The organism is Drancourtella sp. An12 (assembly GCF_002160935.1).
Taxonomy (GTDB): Bacteria; Bacillota; Clostridia; order Lachnospirales; family Lachnospiraceae; genus Sellimonas; species Sellimonas catena.
Window position 1 is genome coordinate 359,511 of record NZ_NFLO01000002.1, and the last position, 20,204, is coordinate 379,714.

A 20,204-nucleotide genomic window follows, 5' to 3' on the forward strand; every position below is an offset into this window, starting at 1 on the left:
AGCCGTAAGAAACGGTTTGCTTTTTTATGTGTTAGAAATTATAATAATACAGGAACATTGGAAAAGAAAGGGGAAAGACTATGCTGAAAGGAAAGACAGTGATACTTGCCGTGACCGGAAGTATCGCGGCCTATAAAATCGCGTCCCTGGCAAGCGCACTGAAAAAGCTTCAGGCAGATGTGCATGTACTGATGACAGAAAATGCAACGAACTTTATCAATCCGATTACATTTGAGACGTTGACCGGCAATAAGTGTCTGATCGATACATTTGACCGGAATTTCCAGTACAGTGTGGAGCATGTGTCTCTGGCAAAACAGGCGGATGTGGTAATGGCGGCACCTGCCAGCGCCAATGTGATCGGAAAGATCGCAAACGGGATCGCGGACGATATGCTGACAACGACTATCATGGCATGCCGGTGCAGGAAGATCATCGTTCCGGCGATGAATACGAATATGTTCCTCAATCCGATTGTGCAGGACAACCTGGACAAGCTCCGCCGTTTCGGGTATGAAGTAGTGGACCCGGCCAGTGGCTATCTGGCGTGCGGGGATACTGGCCAGGGCAAGATGCCGGAGCCGGAGCTTCTGCTGGAATATATCCTGCGTGAGATTCAGTATGAGAAAGATCTTGCGGGGAAGAAGGTACTTATCACAGCAGGACCGACACAGGAATCCATCGATCCGGTGCGTTATATCACCAACCATTCCACCGGGAAGATGGGATATGCCCTTGCAACAGTCTGTATGCGCCGGGGCGCGGACGTCACGCTGGTGACCGGACCGACGGAGACGAAGAAGCCGGAGTTTGTGAACATCTTTACGGTAACCACGGCCCGGGAGATGTTTGAGGCGGTCACCGCTCATGCACCGGAGCAGGACATCATCATCAAGGCAGCCGCGGTGGCGGACTACCGGCCGAAGTACGTCAGCGATGAGAAGGTTAAAAAGAAAGATGGAGCACTTTCCATCGAAATGGAGCGGACCGATGATATTCTCCAGTATCTCGGAGAACATAAAAGAGAGGATCAGTACCTCTGCGGATTTTCCATGGAGACCGAACATATGCTGGAAAATTCGCGCAAGAAACTGAAAAAGAAACATCTGGATATGGTCGTGGCGAACAATCTGAAAGTAGAAGGCGCCGGATTCGGCGGCAATACGAATGTGGTGACCATGATCACAGACGATGAGGAAATCTCACTCGAAAAGATGACAAAAGAGGAGACAGCCGTGCACATCGTCGACCAGATCTTAAAAGAACAGAAAAAGAAACAAACAAAAGAATAAGGTAAACAGAAGCTATTCTGTGCCAAACGTATTGTATCTCAGAAGAGAATGATAACAAGGAGGCAATTATGAAGCAAAGAGCAGACAGCAGAAACGCAGGCACGTCCATGAGCGTGCGCAGCATGATCCAGGTGGCATTATTCGGAGCAATTATCGTGATTTTGGCATTCACCCCTTTCCTCGGATACATCCCGCTTGGATTTACGAGAGCGACCATCATCCACATCCCGGTGATTATCGGATCCATTCTGATGGGGCCGAAAAAGGGAGCGGTACTTGGATTTGTTTTCGGCGTGACCAGTTTTATCAACAACACGATGAACCCGACGGTGACATCGTTTGTATTCACACCGTTTTATAACCTCGGAGAATTCAGCGGAGGGATCGGCAGCCTGATCATCTGCTTTATCCCGAGAGTTCTGGTCGGAGTGGTTCCATATTATGTATATAAAGGAGTGAAAGCTTTGACCAGAAGTGAGAAAGTATCATCACCGGGACTGATTCTGGCAGGCATGTCCGGAGCACTGGTTAACACGCTGCTTGTGATGAATCTGATTTTTGTATTTTTCCGTGACGCCTACGCAAAGGCAAACGGCGTAGCAGAGAGCACGGTATACACATTTATTCTGTCCGTGATCGGAATCAACGGGGTGCCGGAGGCCATTGTGGCGGCGGTCTTTACCCTTGGAATCGGAAAGATTCTGATGAAGAAAAATATCAGAGACAGACTGGGAGTTTAGAGTATGATTTTAGCGATTGATATAGGAAATACAAATATCGTCATCGGATGTATGGAGGGAAACCGCTGCAGCTTTATCGAGCGGCTCTCCACCGTCCGGACGAAGACGGAACTGGAATATGCGATTGATATTAAAAATGTCCTGGACATCTACCATATCAATCCGCACGAACTGGAAGGCGGAATCATTTCATCCGTGGTTCCTCAGATTACAAAGTCCTTCCGGCTTGCGGCCGAGAAGATCCTGAAGAAGGAGATTATGATTGTGGGAGCCGGCATCAGGACCGGACTGAATATCCGGATGGACAATCCGGCGTCTCTTGGGGGCGATCTGGTTGTGGACGCGGTGGCCGGTCTTCAGGAATATAAACCTCCGATGCTGATCTTTGACATGGGGACGGCGACAACGGTCAGCGTCATCGATGAGAACCGCTGCTATCAGGGCGGCATGATTTATCCGGGCGTGGGGGTATCACTGGATTCCCTGACGGCAAGGGCGGCACAGCTGTCCGGCATCAGTCTGGAAGCGCCGGAGCATCTGATCGGGAAAAATACGATCGAATGCATGAAGAGCGGGATTATCTACAGCAGTGCAGCGGCCATCGACGGAATCATCGACCGGATGAAAGAAGAGCTTGGCTCCGATGTGACAGTCATTGCTACAGGCGGACTTGCAAAAAAGATCGTGCCCCACTGCAGAAGAGAGGTCATTCTGGATGACGATCTGCTCTTGAAGGGGCTGTCGATTCTGTATCAGAAAAACAAGAAATAAATCAGGGAAGCCGCGGTCAAAAGACCGCGGCAGTATTATGGAATGAGACATCATCAAAAAGGGGGAACGGACTTTGAAGAAAAACAAATATGAAATTGACATGTGCAATGGCTCCATTATGGACAAGCTGGTGACTTTTGCCTTTCCGCTGATGCTGACCAGCATTCTGCAGCTTATGTTTAATGCAGTAGATATCATTGTAGTGGGAAGATTCAGCGGAAGCCAGGCTCTGGCGGCAGTAGGCTCCACGTCCGCACTGATTAATATTTTCACGAACCTGTTTATTGGAATTTCGCTGGGCGCCAACGTACTGGCAGCCCGTTATTATGCGGCCGGGAAAGACCGGGAAATGTCAGAAGCAGTACACACAGCTATTACTCTGGCCCTGATCAGCGGAATCGTTATGGCATTTGTAGGAGTGGCAGCGTCCAGACTTGCGCTTTCCCTGATGGGAACGCCGGACGACGTCATTGACCAGTCGGTACTGTATATGAAGATTTACTTCATGGGCATGCCGTTTTTTATGCTTTACAACTACGGCGCCTCCATCCTCCGGGCTGTGGGAGACACAAGAAGACCGCTGTATTTTCTGATTGCGGCCGGGCTGACCAATGTGGTGCTGGATCTTCTGCTGGTTATCGTAATCCCGCTGGATGTGGCAGGCGTTGCCATCGGTACGGTGGCTTCCCAGATGATTTCCTGTATTCTGGTTATCCGGTGCCTGCATCAGTCCGACGGAAGCTACCAACTGCGGTTTTCCAGACTGACGGTGAAAAAGGAGCATCTTGTGCGGATCCTTCAGGTGGGAATTCCTGCCGGAATCCAGAGTACCGTCATCAACTTTTCCAACGCCCTGTTGCAGTCCTCGGTCAATTCATTCGGATCCACTGCCATGGCAGGGTACACGGCGGCAAACAACATCATCGGATTTTTGTATTCCGCAGTCAATGCAGTAACCCAGGCATGCATGAGCTTTACAAGCCAAAACTACAGTGTCGGTAAGCAAAAACGGATGGACAGGGTTCTTCTGGACTGCATCATTTTGACAGTCAGCGTATCCGCGCTCATGGGAATCGGGGCCTACGTTTTCGGAGGACAGCTTCTTCAGATCTATACGGCAGAGCCGGAAGTCATTCAGTGCGGCCTGGAAGTACTGTCCATCACAACGGTACCTTATTTTCTCTGCGGCATCATGGACCTGTTCCCGGGAGCCCTGCGGGGAATGGGACACTCGGCGGTGCCGATGATCTTATCCGTCATCGGAACGGTGGGAACACGAATCGTCTGGATTTACCTGTTCTTCCCGCACCACAGATCTCTGTACTTTCTGTTCATTTCCTATCCGGCATCCTGGATTCTGACTATCATCATGCAGGCAGTCTGTTTCTATTTTGTGAGGAAACAGTGTAAGCTGGAGATGCATTTAAACAGTGCGGAAGAAGTATAAAGAAATTTTTGGAGAAAAAGTGTATGAAAAAGAATATAAAAAAGTATCTGGCAATCGTTTTGGCGGTGTTATTCCTGGGAGAACAGCTTGCAGGCTGTGTCCAAAGTGAGCAGACGGAACAGGAGACAAAGCTGGAGAGCCGGACGGTTGATGAGATCGAACTGGAGCCGTATGAGGCAGAAGAACTGCCGCCTGCCGGGGAGAGAAAGACATGCAGGGCAGAACAGTATGAAATGGAGATTACACTGGATACCGTCAAGCAGCAGATTCGGGGAAACAGCACCATGACCATCACGAATCAGACAGAAGATACACTCGGACAGATCTGTGTGAGAAACTATGCGGCTTCGATCCTGAAGGAGAAAGGAACGGGAACATCCACCATTTCCAATGCAAGAATCGCAGGTACGGATCAGATGCTTGTGACGGAAACAAAAGAAGATTCCTCAGTCATTTATCTGCAGTTGGGAGAGCGGGAGCTGAAGCCAAAGGATACCATTACCATCTCTCTTGATTTTGTGACTGACATACCAGAACAGAAAGAAAAGTTCGGATACTGGGAAGAAGGAGAGAACCGGGTGTATCAGTTATCATTTTGTTTTCCGGTTACTGCCATGTACGAAAACGGAAAATGGAATGAAAATCCATATGTATTTTCCGGCGAGTCCAACTATCACAGTCCGGCTGTATTTCGCTGTACGTTCACAGCGCCTGAAGAATATACAGTGGCGGCCACCGGAGAGGAGAAGACATCCGGTAAAGTGACGGAGATTTATGCGGAAAGCATCCGGGAACTGGCGGTTGTGGCATCTGACCGTATGAAGAAGGAGTGTGTAGATGCCGAAGGTGTCGAAGTTAATCACTATTATCTGGATTATAAGGGAAACACAGAATATAATAAGTTGTCCTTAATGGCTGCAAGGGATTCAGTACTTTTATTTTCCAGGTTCATCGGTGAGTATCCGTATAAAGAGCTGGACATTGTACAGACGGCGCTTTCAAACGGGATGGAGTTTCCGGGGCTTGTGATGGCCGCAATGCCGGATGTTGAGAACATTCAGAAACTGGATCAGAGTGCCTCCTATACATCGGCCTGCAGTATGATTGCCCATGAAACGGCACATCAGTGGTTCTATGGCGGAGTGGGAAATGACCCGTATGAAGAAGCGTGGCTGGATGAAGGTTTTGCCGAGTACTGCGAGGATGTGCTGTATCAGCAGAGCAGGCTGGCGAGTGCAGTGGAAGCGGTAAAACGGGATCAAGAACGGCTTGGAAGCAGCGAAATCTGGGGAACGATGTCAGACGAGGAATTTCACCGGGATATGGAAAGTCAGATTGAGCAGATCGTGGGAGAGCGCTTTATTATCAACCGCACTTATGAACAGTACCAACAGGAAGTGGATACGTATTCCGAGTATGTCTATACTGGAGGCTCCTGCTTTTTGTATGAACTGCAGAATGCCATGGGTGATGGAAAATTTTTCTCCATGCTCCAGCAGTATTACAGAAACTGGTGTATGAAAGAAGCGAGGACAGAAGATTTTCTGCAGGCAGTCAGAGCATATGATAACTCGGAAGAGGTGAATCAGATCATAACAAAGTATATTGCATAAATACCGGATTTGCGGGAAAGATATGAGAAAAAAGAGGAAAACGGATATAACCGGTTTCCTCTTTTATTTAATGGGAAGAAGCGTATTCTTTTGTATCCTGATAGGTCCGGAAAATGTGCCGGAGCATCAGGATTGCACAGATGCAGAGAATAAATTCCGCTGTACACTGCGCGTAAGCCAGTCCGTAGAGCGGGAAAATCATATTCAGGATAAGAAGTGCCGGAATTTCCAGGATCAGCTTCCGCATGACCGCAAACAGAAGAGCATATCTTCCGAATCCCAGTGCCTGGAAGACACCCACTGCCAGGAAGTCCACGCTGATAAAGCAGATGCCAAGTCCGAATCCATGGAGGAACCGGGTTCCGTATGCGATGATCGCTTCATTGTTCATAAACAGGCTGATGAGCCGTCCGGCATTGATATAATAAAGAACCGTCACTACTGCAAGGACCGGGACGATCAGCTTCAAGGCAAAGAGAATGGTATCTTTCATCCTTCTCCGGTTGCCGGAAGCAAAGTTATAGCTTACAAGCGGCATGATTCCCTGGGAGAATCCCATTGCCACCTGCATCGGAACCATGTAGATCTTGTAGGCGATTCCCATGGCGGCCACGGCGTCCGCCCCGTAGGCGGAAGTAAAATTGTTCAGGACCGTCATCCCGGTCACGTTGAGCAGGTTCTGGATGGAAGCCGGGATGCCGACACCGCAGACCTCCCTGATGATCTGGCGCTTGATCCGGAATTTCTTTGGATTGATGCAGACAAAGGTATTTCCCCGTTTTACATAAAGAAGAACGAAAAAATACAGGCAGGCCACACAGTTGGAAATACAGGTGGCAAGTCCGGCGCCTGCCGCGCCCATGTGGAAGCCCCACGGAAGAATGAAAATCGGGTCCAGAATCATATTCAGGATACATCCGCTCATCGTCCCGATGCTGGCATGGAGGGCCGCACCTTCCGAGCGGACCAGATAGGCCATGACGACATTCAAAATGGAAGGGGCTGCTCCAAGATAAACTGTCCAGAACATATATCCCTGAGTGGCGGCACGTGTCGTCTCATCCGCCCCGATCAGGGTCAGTAAAGGTCCGTGAAACAGTCCGCACAGCAGACCGAATAGCACTCCGCAGATCAAAGAGCAGTAAAATCCAAAAGCTGAACTTTCCGATACCACCTCATAGTCCTTTCGTCCAAGCGCCCGGCTCATCATGCTGGATGTTCCAACGCCAAACAGGTTGTTGATGGCATTAAACGCAAGCAGAACCGGAGCGGCAAGGGAAACTGCGGCATTTTCCACCGGATTGTTGAGCATTCCCACGAAATAGGTGTCCGCCATGTTGTAGAGCACCATGACAAGAGAACTGAAAATCATGGGAACCGACAGCTTGGCAACCGCAGAGGGGATTGATGCCTTTTCAAACAGCACAATCTTTTCATTTTCTTCCATTTCAAAAACCTCCTCATATCTTTTGTACCTAATCGAAGTAAGGTATTTCATTCCACAAAAAAGAATCCCGTTTGAAGGATTCTCTGCGCACAGCCGCTTCCATTCCCCTGGAAAACGGGTGACATATATCCAGTATATCACACTGCGGGAAAAAGAAAAAGGATTCGGAGGTGAAAAAGCGGGAGAATTCCCTTTATAGACGTCCCCTTTCTGTGTTATGATAGTATCTGTACTATCGAACAGAAAGGGGTATTTTCATATGGAAGATACGTCTGGAAATAAAGACAAACAGATTTGTCTCGGTCTGGTCGCCCATGTGGATTCGGGAAAAACGACGCTGGCCGAGAGTATTTTATATCAGAGCGGACAAATCCGGACGCTTGGAAGAGTCGATCATAAAGATGCGTTTCTGGATACCTACGAGCTGGAAAAGGACCGCGGCATTACGATTTTTTCCAAACAGGCACAGACCGTGATCGGGGACAGGCAGGTGACGCTCCTGGATACGCCGGGCCACGCAGATTTTTCCGCGGAGATGGAACGAACCCTTCAGGTACTGGATTATGCGGTGCTGGTGATCAGCGGGGCGGACGGCGTCCAGGGACAGGTGCGCACCCTCTGGACCCTGCTGGACCGGTATGAGATTCCGGTTTTTCTTTTTGTAAACAAGATGGACCAGCCGGGGACGGACCGGACGGCCCTTCTGCAGGAACTAAAGAAAGAGCTGGACGAGCGGTGTGTGGACTTTGGCAAAGACCAGAGCCGGGAGGAACTGTTGGAAAATATCGCAGTGTGCGAAGAATCTCTTCTGGAATATTATCTGGAGACCGGAGAGATCGAGGATGAGGCGGTAAGGACTCTGATCCGGGAGAGAAAGCTGTTCCCGTGCTGCTTTGGATCTGCATTGAAGATGCAGGGAGTGGAGGAATTCCTTCAGGTATTTGACACCTTTACAACCGCACCATCCTATCCGGATGTCTTCGGGGCAAAGGTCTACAAGATTGCAAGAGATCCGTCCGGGACCCGCCTGACCTATCTGAAAATCACCGGCGGGACACTGAAAGTCAAGGACATTTTAAGGGGCAGAAAACAGCAGGACCCGGAAGAGACCTGGGAGGAAAAGGTTCATCAGATCCGGATTTACTCCGGTGCCTCCTATCAGGCGGTGGAGGAGGCTTCCGCCGGGATGGTCTGCGCCGTGGCGGGACTGGATTCCAGCTGGTCCGGGGAAGGACTTGGAATGGAGGAGGACGCCCAGGTGCCGATGCTGGAGCCGGTGCTCTCCTATCAGATCCTTTTCCCGGACGGGGAGGACGTTCACCTGATGCTTCTGAAACTCCGGCAGCTGGAGGAGGAAGTACCGGAACTGCACATCATATGGAATGAGCAGGCCGAAGAGATCCATGTCCAGGTGATGGGCGAGGTTCAGATCGAAATCCTGAAAAGCATGATTGAAGAGCGGTTCGGCGTCCGTGCCGAATTTGGCTCCGGAAGCATTGTATACAAGGAAACCATTACGAAGAAAGTAGAAGGGGTGGGCCACTTTGAGCCCCTCCGCCACTATGCGGAAGTCCATCTGATTCTGGAACCGGGTGAGCGGGGCAGCGGACTCGTTCTCGACAATCAGTGCAGCGACGATGTGCTGGATAAGAACTGGCAGCGTCTGATCCTGACCCATCTGGCAGAGCGGAAGCATCCAGGAGTTCTGACCGGATCGGAAATCACCGATCTGAAAATCACCCTGGCATCCGGAAGAGCCCACCAGAAACATACAGAAGGCGGAGACTTCCGGCAGGCGACGTACCGCGCTGTCCGGCAGGGACTGATGAAGGCGGAAAGTATCCTGCTGGAACCGGTCTACGACTTTATTCTGGAAGTCCCGCAGGAATCCATCGGGCGAGCTATGACGGACATCCAGAAGATGGGCGGCTCCTTTGCGCCTCCGGAGCAGGAGATGGACCGCGCCGTCCTGCGCGGCAGCGTTCCCGTATCGGAGCTTCAGGGATACCAGATGGAAGTCATTGCCTATACGAAAGGGCTTGGAAGGATGTCCTGCACTCTGAAAGGGTACGAGCCATGCCACAATGCGGAGGAAATCATCGAGGCGGCAGGATACCGGCCGCAGCTGGATGCGGACAACCCGGCGGGATCCGTATTCTGTGCCCATGGTGCCGGATTTTATGTGGAGTGGGATCAGGTAGAAGACTATATGCATCTGGAAAGCTGCTTGAAAGAAGAAAAGCCCCGGGAAGAAGCGGCCGCACCCCGTTCCTATACCCTGACCTCCAGTTACGGCTGGGGAGACGAAAAAGAACTGGAAGAGATCTTCAACCGTACCTACGGGTCCGGCCAGGAACGAAAATACGGATACCAGAAACAGAAAACCAAAACCCCTTCCAGGGCGCCGAAGACCGTCTACGCGAAAAAGAAGGAGGAGGAAGAATACCTCCTTGTAGACGGCTACAACATTATCTTTGCGTGGGAGGAATTAAAAGAGCTGTCCAAAATCAATATCCAGGCGGCAAGAGATAAACTGATGGATATCCTGAGCAATTATCAGGGGTTCAAAAAGCAGACTCTGATCCTTGTATTTGACGCCTACAAAGTGGAAGGACATCCGGGTGAGGTAAAGAAGTACCACAATATCTATGTCGTCTACACAAAAGAAGCTGAGACAGCGGATCAGTATATCGAAAAGACGGTACATAAAATCGGTCGTACCCACCAGGTGACTGTCGCCACATCGGACGGACTGGAGCAGATCATCATCATGGGACAGGGCGCAAGAAGGCTTTCTGCAAAAGGACTGAAGGAAGAAATCGAACAGGCCAGTATCGAGATCAGGGAAACGTATCTGGACCACCAGGACACAAAAGGGAAAACCTATCTCTTCGACCAGCTCTCCGAAGAGATGACCGATTTCATGGAGGAGATCCGGCAGGGAAGGAAAGCCGCCAGAAAAGAAACGCCATAGGTCTATTGAAAAGACGGAACAAGGGACAGCCCGTTCCGTCTTTTTCATACATGAACACGTAGAATATTTTAAAAAGTTTAGAAAGAATTCTCAGATTTTTTATGGAGTTATCCAGGTCACTGTGATAAGATAACACTATCTGAAAAGCATTCTGCTTTTCTCATTCAACGGCGTTCGCCGGATTATCCAATCAATCAAACTGAATACGGCAGAGACATCTGTCAGAAAAGAACAGACCTTTTCGGCTTTCACGGATTATGGTACACTGTAGAAAGAAGAACAGTTCCTTATCAGGCAGATGCAAAAGCCATCTCAGAAAGGAGACTGTCTATGAGAACAAATGAAACCAATCAAAAAATCACAAACGGCCAGGAAGAATTTATCATGAAACCCTATGTGGACTGGTGTTTCAAAGAGCTGATGCGCAATCCAAAGACGAGACAGGGATTTATTGCAGTGCTGCTGAAAGTCCCACCCGAAGAAATCGGCGAGACGATTCTGCTGAAAAATGAGCTTTCCCGGCGGTCCGAAGAGGAAAAACAGGGCATCCTGGATGTACACGTCCTTTTACGGAACGGAATTCAGATCGACATGGAGATGCAGGTTGCCTATGTGGATTACTGGGACGAGCGGCAGATGTTTTATCTGTGCAAGATGTTTGCCGATCAGCTGAAAAAAGGAGAAGGGTATGAGAAACTTCAGAAGTGCATCCAGGTCGGAATCCTGAATTTCACATATTTCCATGATGATGAAATCAGTTACCACGTGATCAATTTTCGGGATAACAAGACCATGAAGCTGTACAGCGATAAGATGGAGATTCAGATTCTGGAACTGCCCAAGATACCGGAAGGTTATCAGGATCCGGACGGGATTGTAGCATGGATGAAATTCTTCCGGGGGCCGGACAAAAAGGAGATGGAAGAATTGGCAAAAGAAAATCAATATTTGGAAGAGGCATACGAAGACCTGCTGGAAATGAGCCAGGATGAAGAAAAACGGCGCGAATATGAAGCGAGAGAACGGGCGATCCGCGACTATGAGCATTTCAAACATGCGGCAGAGCGTGCAGCAGAGCGCGCACTCAAGGAGGGACACGAAAAAGGAATGCGCCAGGGAATCCAGGAGGGAATTCAACAGGGAATCCAACAGGGAATTAAACAGGGAATTAAACAGACATTAATTGATTTGTATCGGAAGCAGGTGCTGACCGTGGAACAGGCGGCCGGGGAATGTGGAATGACGGTGGAGGAATTCCAAAAACTTCTTTAAAATTGGTTTGGACGGATCAGGAACAGAACGAAGAGTTTTTCATACCGGATGTGGTTTTGATGGGGAGTCCGAATACACCTTATCCGCTCTCCCGGAAAAAGCATCAGGAAGAGAACAGTTTGCATAAGGAGGACATAAATATGAAAACAATCTATTTTGCTGGAGGGTGCTTCTGGGGAATGGAAGCATTTATGAAAAAGCTGCCGGGTGTTGCAGAGACGACGGCCGGATATGCCAATGGCAGAACGGAGAATCCGACGTATCAGGAGGTCTGCAGCAATACGACAGGGCACGCGGAGACGGTGAAGGTCGTGTATGATCCGGAACAGATTTCCATGGAACTGTTATTAAAAGCCTTTTTCAAGGTTGTGGATCCGACGGAGCTCAACCGGCAGGGCGGTGACGTTGGGGAACAGTACCGGAACGGCATCTATTATGTGGAGGTAGAGGACCGGCCCGCGATTGAGGCGGCAATCGAGAAGGAGAAGCAGAAGTATGCAAATCCGGTTGTGACAGAATGCATGCCCCTTGCCTGCTTTTATGATGCAGAAGAATACCATCAGGATTACCTGGATAAGAATCCGGCCGGCTACTGCCATATCAACCTGCTGGATGCGGACGAATTCATTGCAGAAGAAATGGGAGAGGAAAGTATATGTTAATGCATCATGCGTGTATGCTCTGTAATTGAAATCAGGTGTATCGTGTGATCCGTCTGCTGGATATGGATGAACTGTCAGCCAGGCATCTGGTATCCAAAGTTATGGCGTTTCTTGCCGAGGCGGATTATTCGAAAACAAATTCGGAGATCATGGGTGAGACCTGGAAATTGATTACCAGAGAAACGGGACAGGAAGATCCTTATGCAGAGATAAAAAAGCGGTATAACCGGATGCTTCTGGATGAGGAGGAAGAACTTCGCTTGTCGGTGAAGCGCTCAGAAGACCCGCTTTGTGGTGCCCTGCGTCTGGAAGCCGCTGGAAATCAGATTGATTTTGCAGGGAGCAGAGAAGTCCGTTTTGTGATGGAAGAAGTATATCATCATATGAATGGAACGCAGGCGGTGGATGACAGCGGGCAGCTCTTTGAAGATTTGAAAGATGCAAAAAGTGTGTTGTATATAGGGGATAACTGCGGAGAAATTGTGTTGGATAAACTGTTTATAGAAGAAATCCGGAAGCAGTACCCAGATCTTTCCGTTACATATGGAGTCAGAGGGGAACCGATTGTCAATGATGTGACGATTCTGGATGCCCGCATGACAGGAATGGAAAGAGTGGCAGAGGTGATCGAGAACGGAAGCGGAGCCCTTGGTACGGTACTGTCAGATACTTCTTTGCAATTTCGGAATGTGTTTGAAAAGGCGGATGTTATTATCAGCAAAGGTCAGGGCAATTTTGAAAGTCTCAGTGAATGCACGGACAAGAACATTTACCATTTGATGATGGTAAAATGTGAGAGAATCGCCGGGATTTTGAAGGCTCCAGTTGGAGAATTGATCTGCTGTCATGGAGTCCGGTGACAAAGAGAGCTTATCAAGTCTGTTTCGGACGTCTATTAAAGAATCAGAAAAGATACCCCATACTGCAACTATAACAAAGCTGCAGCATGGGGCTGTTTTTATTTCTGAACTTCTTTCCTCAGCACTTCTTTCCTCAGCACTTCTTTTGGCGGCTCAATTTCCAGAGCGATCGTGTGCTCGGTGAGCTCGGAAAGTGCCCGGATTTTCTTATTTAGGAGCGGGCGCATGCAATTCGGTACATGTTCCTGATGAGCCCGGTGGATGGCTACACATTCCTTGCAGTTGCCATGGTAGCGGCAGGCTTTCTGGCAAGGGCAGTGATCCTTGTCCTTATATTCTTCCCGGAATGCGGAGGCAAACTCCTCCTGAAGCCGCAGTCCTTCGGCGCGGTCGCCACGGTGAAAGGCTTCCATTGCTTCTTTTTGTTTTGGATTTCCTTCGATGATCATAGGTATCCCTCCCTGAGTCCTGTTTCCCTTTGTACGGCCTTATTTTAGCACACTTTCGCTGCCTGTGGAAGTCAAAAGGAGAGGAGTAAGCGGCCGGTCTGTCAGAAGATAGAGTTCGTGGAGGGCACGGGTGATGGCCACATAGAGGAGCTTTGCGTCCTTTGGATGATCCTGATAGTGGTCTTCGTCCGGCTTCCAGAGGATGACACAGTCAAACTCCAGACCTTTGGTCAGAGAGACCGGAAGCACCATGACGCCGTTGTGGAAGCTGTTGTCGTCCTCTTCCAGAGGGATGCCAAGGCCGGATTTCAGCTCTGCGGCCTCTTCCGGCGTCCGGCAGATGACGGCGATGGTTTCAAACTTCTTTTCCCGGACGTGCCGGAGAGTCTCCTGCAGCTGGTAGAAGAGTCCGGAAGACTCTGCCTGCAGAATGGATACCGGCTGACCATGGCGGATCACCGGATCGATCTGGTAGCCGCCCTGGGAAGCCCGCTGAAGGACCTGACATGCAAAGCGGGAAATTTCTATGGTATTCCGGTAACTTTTCAGCAGAAGGTAGAAGCTGTCCTTTGGAGAATCAAACATGGCTTCTTTGAGCTGTTCCCAGTCGTTCATGCCGGTCTCGTAGCGGATGTTCTGGGAGACGTCCCCCATAATGGTAAAGTAACAGTCATGAAGCATCTGCTTGAGGACATAATAGACGGTTTCACCGAAATCCTGAGCCTCATCGATAAAGATCTGGCTGAATACATCCTGATCCTGTTTTTGGAAGATCCGGCGGTAAATGAGGCCAAAGGCGGCCGCATCGTAAACATCGGTTTTCCCTTTTGAAACACCGGCTTTTGTCGCAGAAAAATCAAGAGAGGAATCCTGTTCTTCCAATTCGGTGAGAAATGCAAGGTAAAGTCCCGGAACCGTCCATTTGCGGACGGAAGAGTCAAAATACTTCCGGAATGCCTGGCGTTTGGCTTTCTTAAAATCGGATGACCGCTCGGTGCAGAGAAATTTCAGCCGGGAGAGAATCCGTTCATTTAAGTGTTTCTCGAACTGATAGAGAGAATCTTCCGGGTGATAGCTTCTTGCCTCCAGCATGCTCTCCAGAGAGAGCACTACGCCCAGATCCGGATCCGTGATATCCGAAAGGTTCAGTGCTTCCTCGGTAAGTTCTGTCAGAAACCGGTCCAGTGCCCGGATAAAAGGCAGGTGGCTCTTGATTTCCGCCTCCGGATAATCCGGAACGATTTGATACTGCTTTTTCCAGGCTTTCTCCATCAGATACGGGAAGATTTCATCCATCCGCATTTCGTGGATATGGTGGACATCCAGCTCCGGCAGACCGCTCCGGATATAGCGCAGGAGCATGTCGCTGCTTCCGATGATGCAGAACTCGGAGGGCTTGTAGAGATCTTCGTAGTTGTACAGAAGGTACGAGATCCGGTGGAGGGCCACCGTTGTTTTTCCGCTGCCGGCCACACCCTGGACGATGATATTTTTGCTGGGCAGATCCCGGATGATGGTATTCTGCTCCTTCTGAATGGTAGCGATGATATCCCCCAGCACGGCGTCCTTATTCTGAGAAAGATATTTCACCAGCAGGTCGTCATTGGCGGCGATATCATCATCGTAGTAGCCGTGCAGCGTGCCGTCGGAAATGTCGTAGGTCCGTTTCTGGTGGAGATCGATTTCCACATCGCTGGATCCGGGAACGGCGTAATGTCCGTTTCCCAGACTGTTTTCATAGTACACATTGGCCACCGGAGCCCGCCAGTCCACGACAATCACGTCGGTCTGATTTTTCGAAATGCCGTTTTTCCCGATATAGCAGCATTCCGAGGCCTCGTAGGTCAGATCGTCGTAGACAATCCGCCCGAAATACGGCTGATCCAGCGCCGATCTGTTTTTGCGGAGGGTATTTTGCACATGCTCCAGAATATTCTGGCTTGCGACCAGCTGACCGTAGGAATCCCCCTCCCCCTTGCGGACAGCCTGAAACAACGCTGTAACCTCTTTTCGCGAGGCCTGTTCTCTGGCCTCATACAGCCGGATATTTTCCTGAATCACGGAAAGACAGCTTTCCAGATGCAGGAGTTCTTCTTGATAATCCTGATTCATCATGATCATTCCTTTCTTTTCCGGCCATCCCAAACACTGTCTTTCCATTATAGCAGGAGAACGATCGAAAGAAAATCCGAAAAAGTGGGATTTTTCCACTTTTTTTCAGGTATGATAAGTGAAAAGCTTTTCAGAAAATATGTTTCGGCGGAGGAAGACAGTGGACAACGAACGATATAACGAAATTGTGACAACATACAGCCCGATGGTGTACCGGATTGCCCTCCACGACTGCAGAAATCATGCCGATGCAGAGGACGTCATGCAGAATGTATTTCTTCGGCTGTACCGGTTCGCACCGGAATTTCAAAGTGAGGAGCACCTGCGCAGATGGCTGATTCAGGTGACCGTCCGGGAATCCAGGCGACTGTTTGCAAAGCCCTTCCGGAAACGGGAAGCACTTCTGGAAGAACTGCATCCGGGAACGGACACATTGGTATCCGAAAGTCCGGCGGATCTGACGACAGAGGAGGGAGTTCTGGCGGATGTACTTTTACTCCCAAGAAAATACAGAGTTGTCATTTATCTTTATTATTACGAAGAGTATTCCATCAGAGAGATTGCAGGAATGCTTGGGAAAAAGGAATCCACCATTCAGACTCAGCTTGCGAGGGCGAGGAAGAAGTTAAAGCAGACATGGGAAATGGCGGATGGAAAGGAGAGATTACGTTATGAATCAGACAGACGGGTTCAGAGAAATGGAAATTTATAAAATGGCATGCACCAGGCTCAGGCCGGATCAACATGCAGTGAACAAGGTGATGCAGAGGAAGCGGGCGGCCAGAAGGCCGGCCCGGAGAAAGGCAGTGGTTCTTGCGGCGGCCTGCATTGGAATGTTTGCCTGCTCGATCGTAGGCACAGCGGCGGCCAGACAGTTTCAGGTGGAATTTTTTGCAGACGGGAAAGTCCTTCAGATTGGAGCCGGACTGGAGAAAAAAGGGGATCAGTATGTGATCCATATGGAAGAAGGAACCAGGACCAGCAGAGAAATGACAGAAGCAGAGAAACTTGGCGTGTCTGTGGTACGGCATGAAGATCAGCAGACTATCGGACTGGTTCTTGGGGAAGAAGAGCGGGATATTACGGAGGAAATCCGAAGGGATGGACAGTACGAAACCATCTGGGAGAAGGATGGGAAGACGTACCGCATTCAGGTGACGGACGCAGAACCGGAGCCAAACGTTACCATTACAGAAGAATAAAGAGCCAGGATGGATACAAAAGACGCCGGGAGGCGCCCGATTCGATCCGACAGGATCGCTTTTGAAGGGCAGACTTCCGGCGTCCGGTTTCGTTATTCCACTTGGGTTAAGGCCTCCTTTGGCGTCATATGGTACTTTTTCTTAAAGACCCGATAAAAATAAGAAAGGTTGTGAAATCCACTGGAAAAGGCCGCATCAATGACAGAATACCTGCCGCTTTGCAGCAGCTGCCAGGCCCTTTCCAGGCGGAGCGCATTGATGTACTCCGTACAGGTCATTCCTACATGGGTCTTAAAAAACCGCATAAAATGCGATTCACTGAAACAGCAGATTTCGGCAAGCGTGGAAACTGTAATGGGAGATTCCAAGTGGAGATCAATGTAGTCCAGCACCAGTTTCAGCTTCTCGCTTTGCTCCCTGGAAGAAACGGAGGCCGTCTTTTGAAGGCGGAACGACCAGATCCGGTAAAATAACTCCAGAAACAAGGACTTCATCAAAAGCTCATAGCCCTCCTCCTGGGACTCATACAACTTGCTCAGACGGGACATCAGATCCCGCAGATGCGGATTCACAGAATGGCCGGAAGAAAACACATACGGAAACTGCACCTCCCGGTTTGCAAACGGACGAAGATACTTCATACTGCAGAGATCCGAACCACCCGCACCCGGAAAATTCATATGAAACACAAAGGACTCCGAAACCATCCGGCTCTCCGGGAACGAACCCGCAGAATGCAGCACACGCGGCGGCAGCAAAATCACATCCCCCTCCCCAACCGGATAATCACACAAATCAATATGATACACACACGAACCAGACCGGATCCAGGTAAACTCCGCCTCCTCATGCCAGTGCGCCGGCACCAGAGGAAACTCCTCCGACAACACCACATCATACTTCTCAAGCGGAAACAGCCGGTCCCCATGCCGCACACCCTCACGCTTCATCAAAAACGAACGATCACGAAGATCCATATCAGCACACATCCAATACACCTCCCAACCTGTTGAGCACTTATAGGTTTTTTTAGGGCTTATAGGACCTGAAAAGCAGAATCGTACAAAATAGTAAGATAATAATACAAGAAAAAAACAAAAAATGCAAGTATAATACAGTTAACCCTTTTGTTGGGGACGTGTACCGATGCAACGGAACCTGTCCCCAATGAAAAATTTCAGAATAGAGCGAGTTTTTAATATTGTATGAGAAAATGTGACAGTTCTAGGCGGCGATTTGGAGATGCCAGGGTACTGAAAAAAGTCAAAGGAGGAGTTTTGTTATGGCAAGAAAGTGGTGGCAGGATAAGGTAGTATATCAGATTTATCCAAGGAGTTTTCAGGATAGTAACGGGGATGGAATCGGTGATCTTCCGGGTATTATTTCTAGATTGGATTATCTGGCGGATCTTGGAGTGGACGCACTCTGGCTTTCGCCGGTGTGTCAGTCTCCGCAGGACGACAATGGGTACGACATTTCGGACTATCAAAATATTGATCCGATGTTTGGAACACTGGACGACATGGAGCAGTTGATTGCGGAAGCAAAAAAAAGAAATATCAAAATTATTATGGATCTGGTGCTGAACCATTCTTCCGATGAACACCGTTGGTTTCAGGAGGCGAAGAAAAGCAAGGATAATCCGTACCACGACTACTATGTCTGGCGTGATGGTGAGGAAGGAGTGCTCCCGAATGATATGAAGGCATCCTTTGGCGGTTCGGCCTGGGAATGGGTACCGGAGCTTGGTCAGTATTATTTCCATCAGTTTTCTGTAAAACAGCCTGACTTGAACTGGGAAAATCCAAAGGTCAGACGGGAGATTTACGATATGATTCTTTGGTGGATGGACAAAGGTGTTGGAGGATTCCGTCTGGATGTCATCGATCAGATTGCCAAAGAACCAGATAAGAAAATCACGACAAACGGTCCAAAACTGCATGAATTTCTGCGGGAGTTAAGTAAAGAAACATTCCAGAAGGCAGATCTGATTACGGTCGGTGAAACATGGGGCGCGGACCCGGAACGGGCAAAACGTTACAGCAATCCGGACGGCAGCGAATTTTCCATGGTATTCCAGTTTGAGCACGTGATGCTGGATCAGGAAGAAGGAAAAGAAAAATGGGACCTCAGCCCGCTTCCATTTGTGGAACTGAAGAAAAACTTTGCAAAATGGCAGAAAGAACTGCACGGAAGCGGCTGGAACAGCCTGTTTTGGAACAACCATGACCTTCCAAGAATCGTATCCAGATGGGGAAATGACAAAGAATACCGCGTAGAATCCGCCAAAATGCTTGCAACCATTCTACACGGAATGCAGGGAACTCCATATATTTATCAGGGAGAAGAACTGGGAATGACAAACGTAAGATTCCCGGATATTACCCATTACCGCGATATCGAGACACTCCATATGTACGAGGAGCGGCTGGAAGCAGGATACAAAAAAGAAGATATTATGAAATCCATTTACGCAAAAAGCCGCGATAACGCACGGACACCAATGCAGTGGAACGACAGCACAAACGCAGGATTTACCACAGGAACCCCATGGATCGAAGTCAATCCAAACTACACAGAAATCAATGCAGAAAATGAAACCAAAGATCCAGATTCTATTTACAACTACTATAAAAAGCTGATAAAATTACGGAAGGCAAACGAAATCTTCACAGAAGGAGAATTCCATCTCCTGCTTGAAGAAGACTCACAGATTTTTGCATACACACGCACAACTGAAACAGAAACAATGTGCGTCATCGCAAACTTTACAGCTACACCGGCACCATGCAGACTGATAGAAAAATGGAATAAAACAGAAAAACTGATACATAACTATAACACAGAAAACACAGACGGAATATTACGTCCGTACGAAGCAATAATCTATATTGACAGATAATTAACTAAAACTTCCCACACCAATACGGTGTGTTGAACCTTGAAAATTCAATATTTCAGCCAATAAAAAAGGCATAAACCTGTCCCGTTTGGTATAATGGAATTGACGAAAAACCATCTATACAAAGGAGATTTATGCCATGTCCAGTATACCACAAAACTATTGCGATGAGAACGAGTTAATTGATTGTGTTCAGAGATTTTTTTCCAGGCATCATGTCGGCAAGCTTCTCGCCAAATGCAATGGGATGAAAGAAAAAGGTGTTTCACCTGTTTCTCTGCTCCGCTACAAGCTCAGCAACATTTTTGTCGGAAGAAGCATGTATATGCAGCAACGAACTGGCTCTTTTAAGGAAGATTTTTCAAAGAACACTTTTTATCGGTTCCTAAATTCGGCAAAAACAAACTGGCTCCGTTTTACTTCTCTTCTGGCTGCTGATATCGTCAATAATGATCTCAAAG

Annotated in this window: 16 protein-coding genes and 1 pseudogene; 13 read left to right on the forward strand and 4 right to left on the reverse strand. The window is 48.9% G+C overall.

Features of this window, described 5'->3' with window-relative positions; translation table 11 throughout:
• The first annotated feature begins 80 nt into the window (after positions 1-80).
• From coaBC to B5E64_RS04015, 5 genes are all read left to right on the forward strand, one after another.
• Positions 81-1,292 (forward strand): bifunctional phosphopantothenoylcysteine decarboxylase/phosphopantothenate--cysteine ligase CoaBC, encoded by a 1,212-nt coding sequence (gene coaBC / locus B5E64_RS03995; RefSeq protein WP_087167228.1) that lies wholly within the window; start codon positions 81-83, stop codon positions 1,290-1,292.
• Between the two features lie 68 nt (positions 1,293-1,360).
• Entirely contained in the window at positions 1,361-2,032 is a 672-nt protein-coding gene (locus B5E64_RS04000) for an ECF transporter S component (RefSeq protein ID WP_242960078.1), read from the forward strand.
• A 3-nt stretch (positions 2,033-2,035) separates the two neighbouring features.
• Positions 2,036-2,803: a type III pantothenate kinase gene (locus tag B5E64_RS04005; protein WP_087167229.1), complete on the forward strand. Its 768-nt coding sequence runs from the start codon at positions 2,036-2,038 to the stop codon at positions 2,801-2,803.
• A gap of 73 nt (positions 2,804-2,876) precedes the next feature.
• Positions 2,877-4,250, forward strand: coding sequence for an MATE family efflux transporter (locus tag B5E64_RS04010; RefSeq protein WP_330616824.1), 1,374 nt, complete (start codon positions 2,877-2,879; stop codon positions 4,248-4,250).
• 23 nt (positions 4,251-4,273) lie between these two features.
• A complete protein-coding gene (locus B5E64_RS04015; RefSeq protein WP_087167230.1) occupies positions 4,274-5,863 on the forward strand; it encodes a M1 family metallopeptidase in 1,590 nt (529 codons plus the stop codon).
• Between the two features lie 67 nt (positions 5,864-5,930).
• Here B5E64_RS04015 and B5E64_RS04020 read toward each other — a convergent pair whose 3' ends face one another.
• Positions 5,931-7,310 (reverse strand): MATE family efflux transporter, encoded by a 1,380-nt coding sequence (locus tag B5E64_RS04020; RefSeq protein ID WP_087167231.1) that lies wholly within the window; start codon positions 7,308-7,310, stop codon positions 5,931-5,933.
• A 259-nt stretch (positions 7,311-7,569) separates the two neighbouring features.
• Between B5E64_RS04020 and B5E64_RS04025 the strand changes: the two genes are divergently transcribed.
• The 4 genes from B5E64_RS04025 (at position 7,570) to B5E64_RS04040 (ending at position 13,078) form a co-directional block, all read left to right on the forward strand.
• Positions 7,570-10,284 (forward strand): TetM/TetW/TetO/TetS family tetracycline resistance ribosomal protection protein, encoded by a 2,715-nt coding sequence (locus B5E64_RS04025; protein WP_087167232.1) that lies wholly within the window; start codon positions 7,570-7,572, stop codon positions 10,282-10,284.
• Between the two features lie 330 nt (positions 10,285-10,614).
• Positions 10,615-11,556 (forward strand): Rpn family recombination-promoting nuclease/putative transposase, encoded by a 942-nt coding sequence (locus B5E64_RS04030; RefSeq protein WP_087167233.1) that lies wholly within the window; start codon positions 10,615-10,617, stop codon positions 11,554-11,556.
• 140 nt (positions 11,557-11,696) lie between these two features.
• Positions 11,697-12,218 (forward strand): peptide-methionine (S)-S-oxide reductase MsrA, encoded by a 522-nt coding sequence (msrA, locus tag B5E64_RS04035; protein WP_343284042.1) that lies wholly within the window; start codon positions 11,697-11,699, stop codon positions 12,216-12,218.
• Positions 12,219-12,253: 35 nt separating this feature from the next.
• Positions 12,254-13,078, forward strand: a complete 825-nt coding sequence (locus tag B5E64_RS04040) for an ARMT1-like domain-containing protein (protein ID WP_140398819.1) — start codon at positions 12,254-12,256, stop codon at positions 13,076-13,078.
• 98 nt (positions 13,079-13,176) lie between these two features.
• Here the strand turns inward: B5E64_RS04040 and B5E64_RS04045 are convergent, their stop codons facing one another.
• Both B5E64_RS04045 and B5E64_RS04050 read right to left on the reverse strand, forming a co-directional pair.
• Positions 13,177-13,527, reverse strand: a complete 351-nt coding sequence (locus B5E64_RS04045; RefSeq protein ID WP_087167235.1) for an LPS biosynthesis protein — start codon at positions 13,525-13,527, stop codon at positions 13,177-13,179.
• A gap of 39 nt (positions 13,528-13,566) precedes the next feature.
• Positions 13,567-15,672: an ATP-binding domain-containing protein gene (locus B5E64_RS04050; protein ID WP_162610129.1), complete on the reverse strand. Its 2,106-nt coding sequence runs from the start codon at positions 15,670-15,672 to the stop codon at positions 13,567-13,569.
• A gap of 127 nt (positions 15,673-15,799) precedes the next feature.
• Between B5E64_RS04050 and B5E64_RS04055 the strand changes: the two genes are divergently transcribed.
• Together B5E64_RS04055 and B5E64_RS04060 are read left to right on the forward strand one after the other, a co-directional pair.
• Complete coding sequence (locus B5E64_RS04055; protein WP_242960079.1) at positions 15,800-16,351, forward strand: sigma-70 family RNA polymerase sigma factor; 552 nt, start codon at positions 15,800-15,802, stop codon at positions 16,349-16,351.
• Positions 16,311-16,841, forward strand: coding sequence for a hypothetical protein (locus B5E64_RS04060; protein ID WP_087167237.1), 531 nt, complete (start codon positions 16,311-16,313; stop codon positions 16,839-16,841). Before B5E64_RS04055 ends, B5E64_RS04060 begins: the two co-directional genes overlap by 41 nt.
• Before the next feature lie 92 nt (positions 16,842-16,933).
• Here B5E64_RS04060 and B5E64_RS04065 read toward each other — a convergent pair whose 3' ends face one another.
• Positions 16,934-17,830 (reverse strand): helix-turn-helix domain-containing protein, encoded by an 897-nt coding sequence (locus B5E64_RS04065; RefSeq protein WP_087167238.1) that lies wholly within the window; start codon positions 17,828-17,830, stop codon positions 16,934-16,936.
• Between the two features lie 293 nt (positions 17,831-18,123).
• On the opposite strand from B5E64_RS04065, the gene B5E64_RS04070 reads away from it, so the two are divergent.
• Together B5E64_RS04070 and B5E64_RS18140 are read left to right on the forward strand one after the other, a co-directional pair.
• Positions 18,124-19,743, forward strand: coding sequence for an alpha-glucosidase (locus tag B5E64_RS04070; RefSeq protein ID WP_087167239.1), 1,620 nt, complete (start codon positions 18,124-18,126; stop codon positions 19,741-19,743).
• A 139-nt stretch (positions 19,744-19,882) separates the two neighbouring features.
• Positions 19,883-20,204: pseudogene (locus B5E64_RS18140) on the forward strand (transposase); the annotation flags it as partial.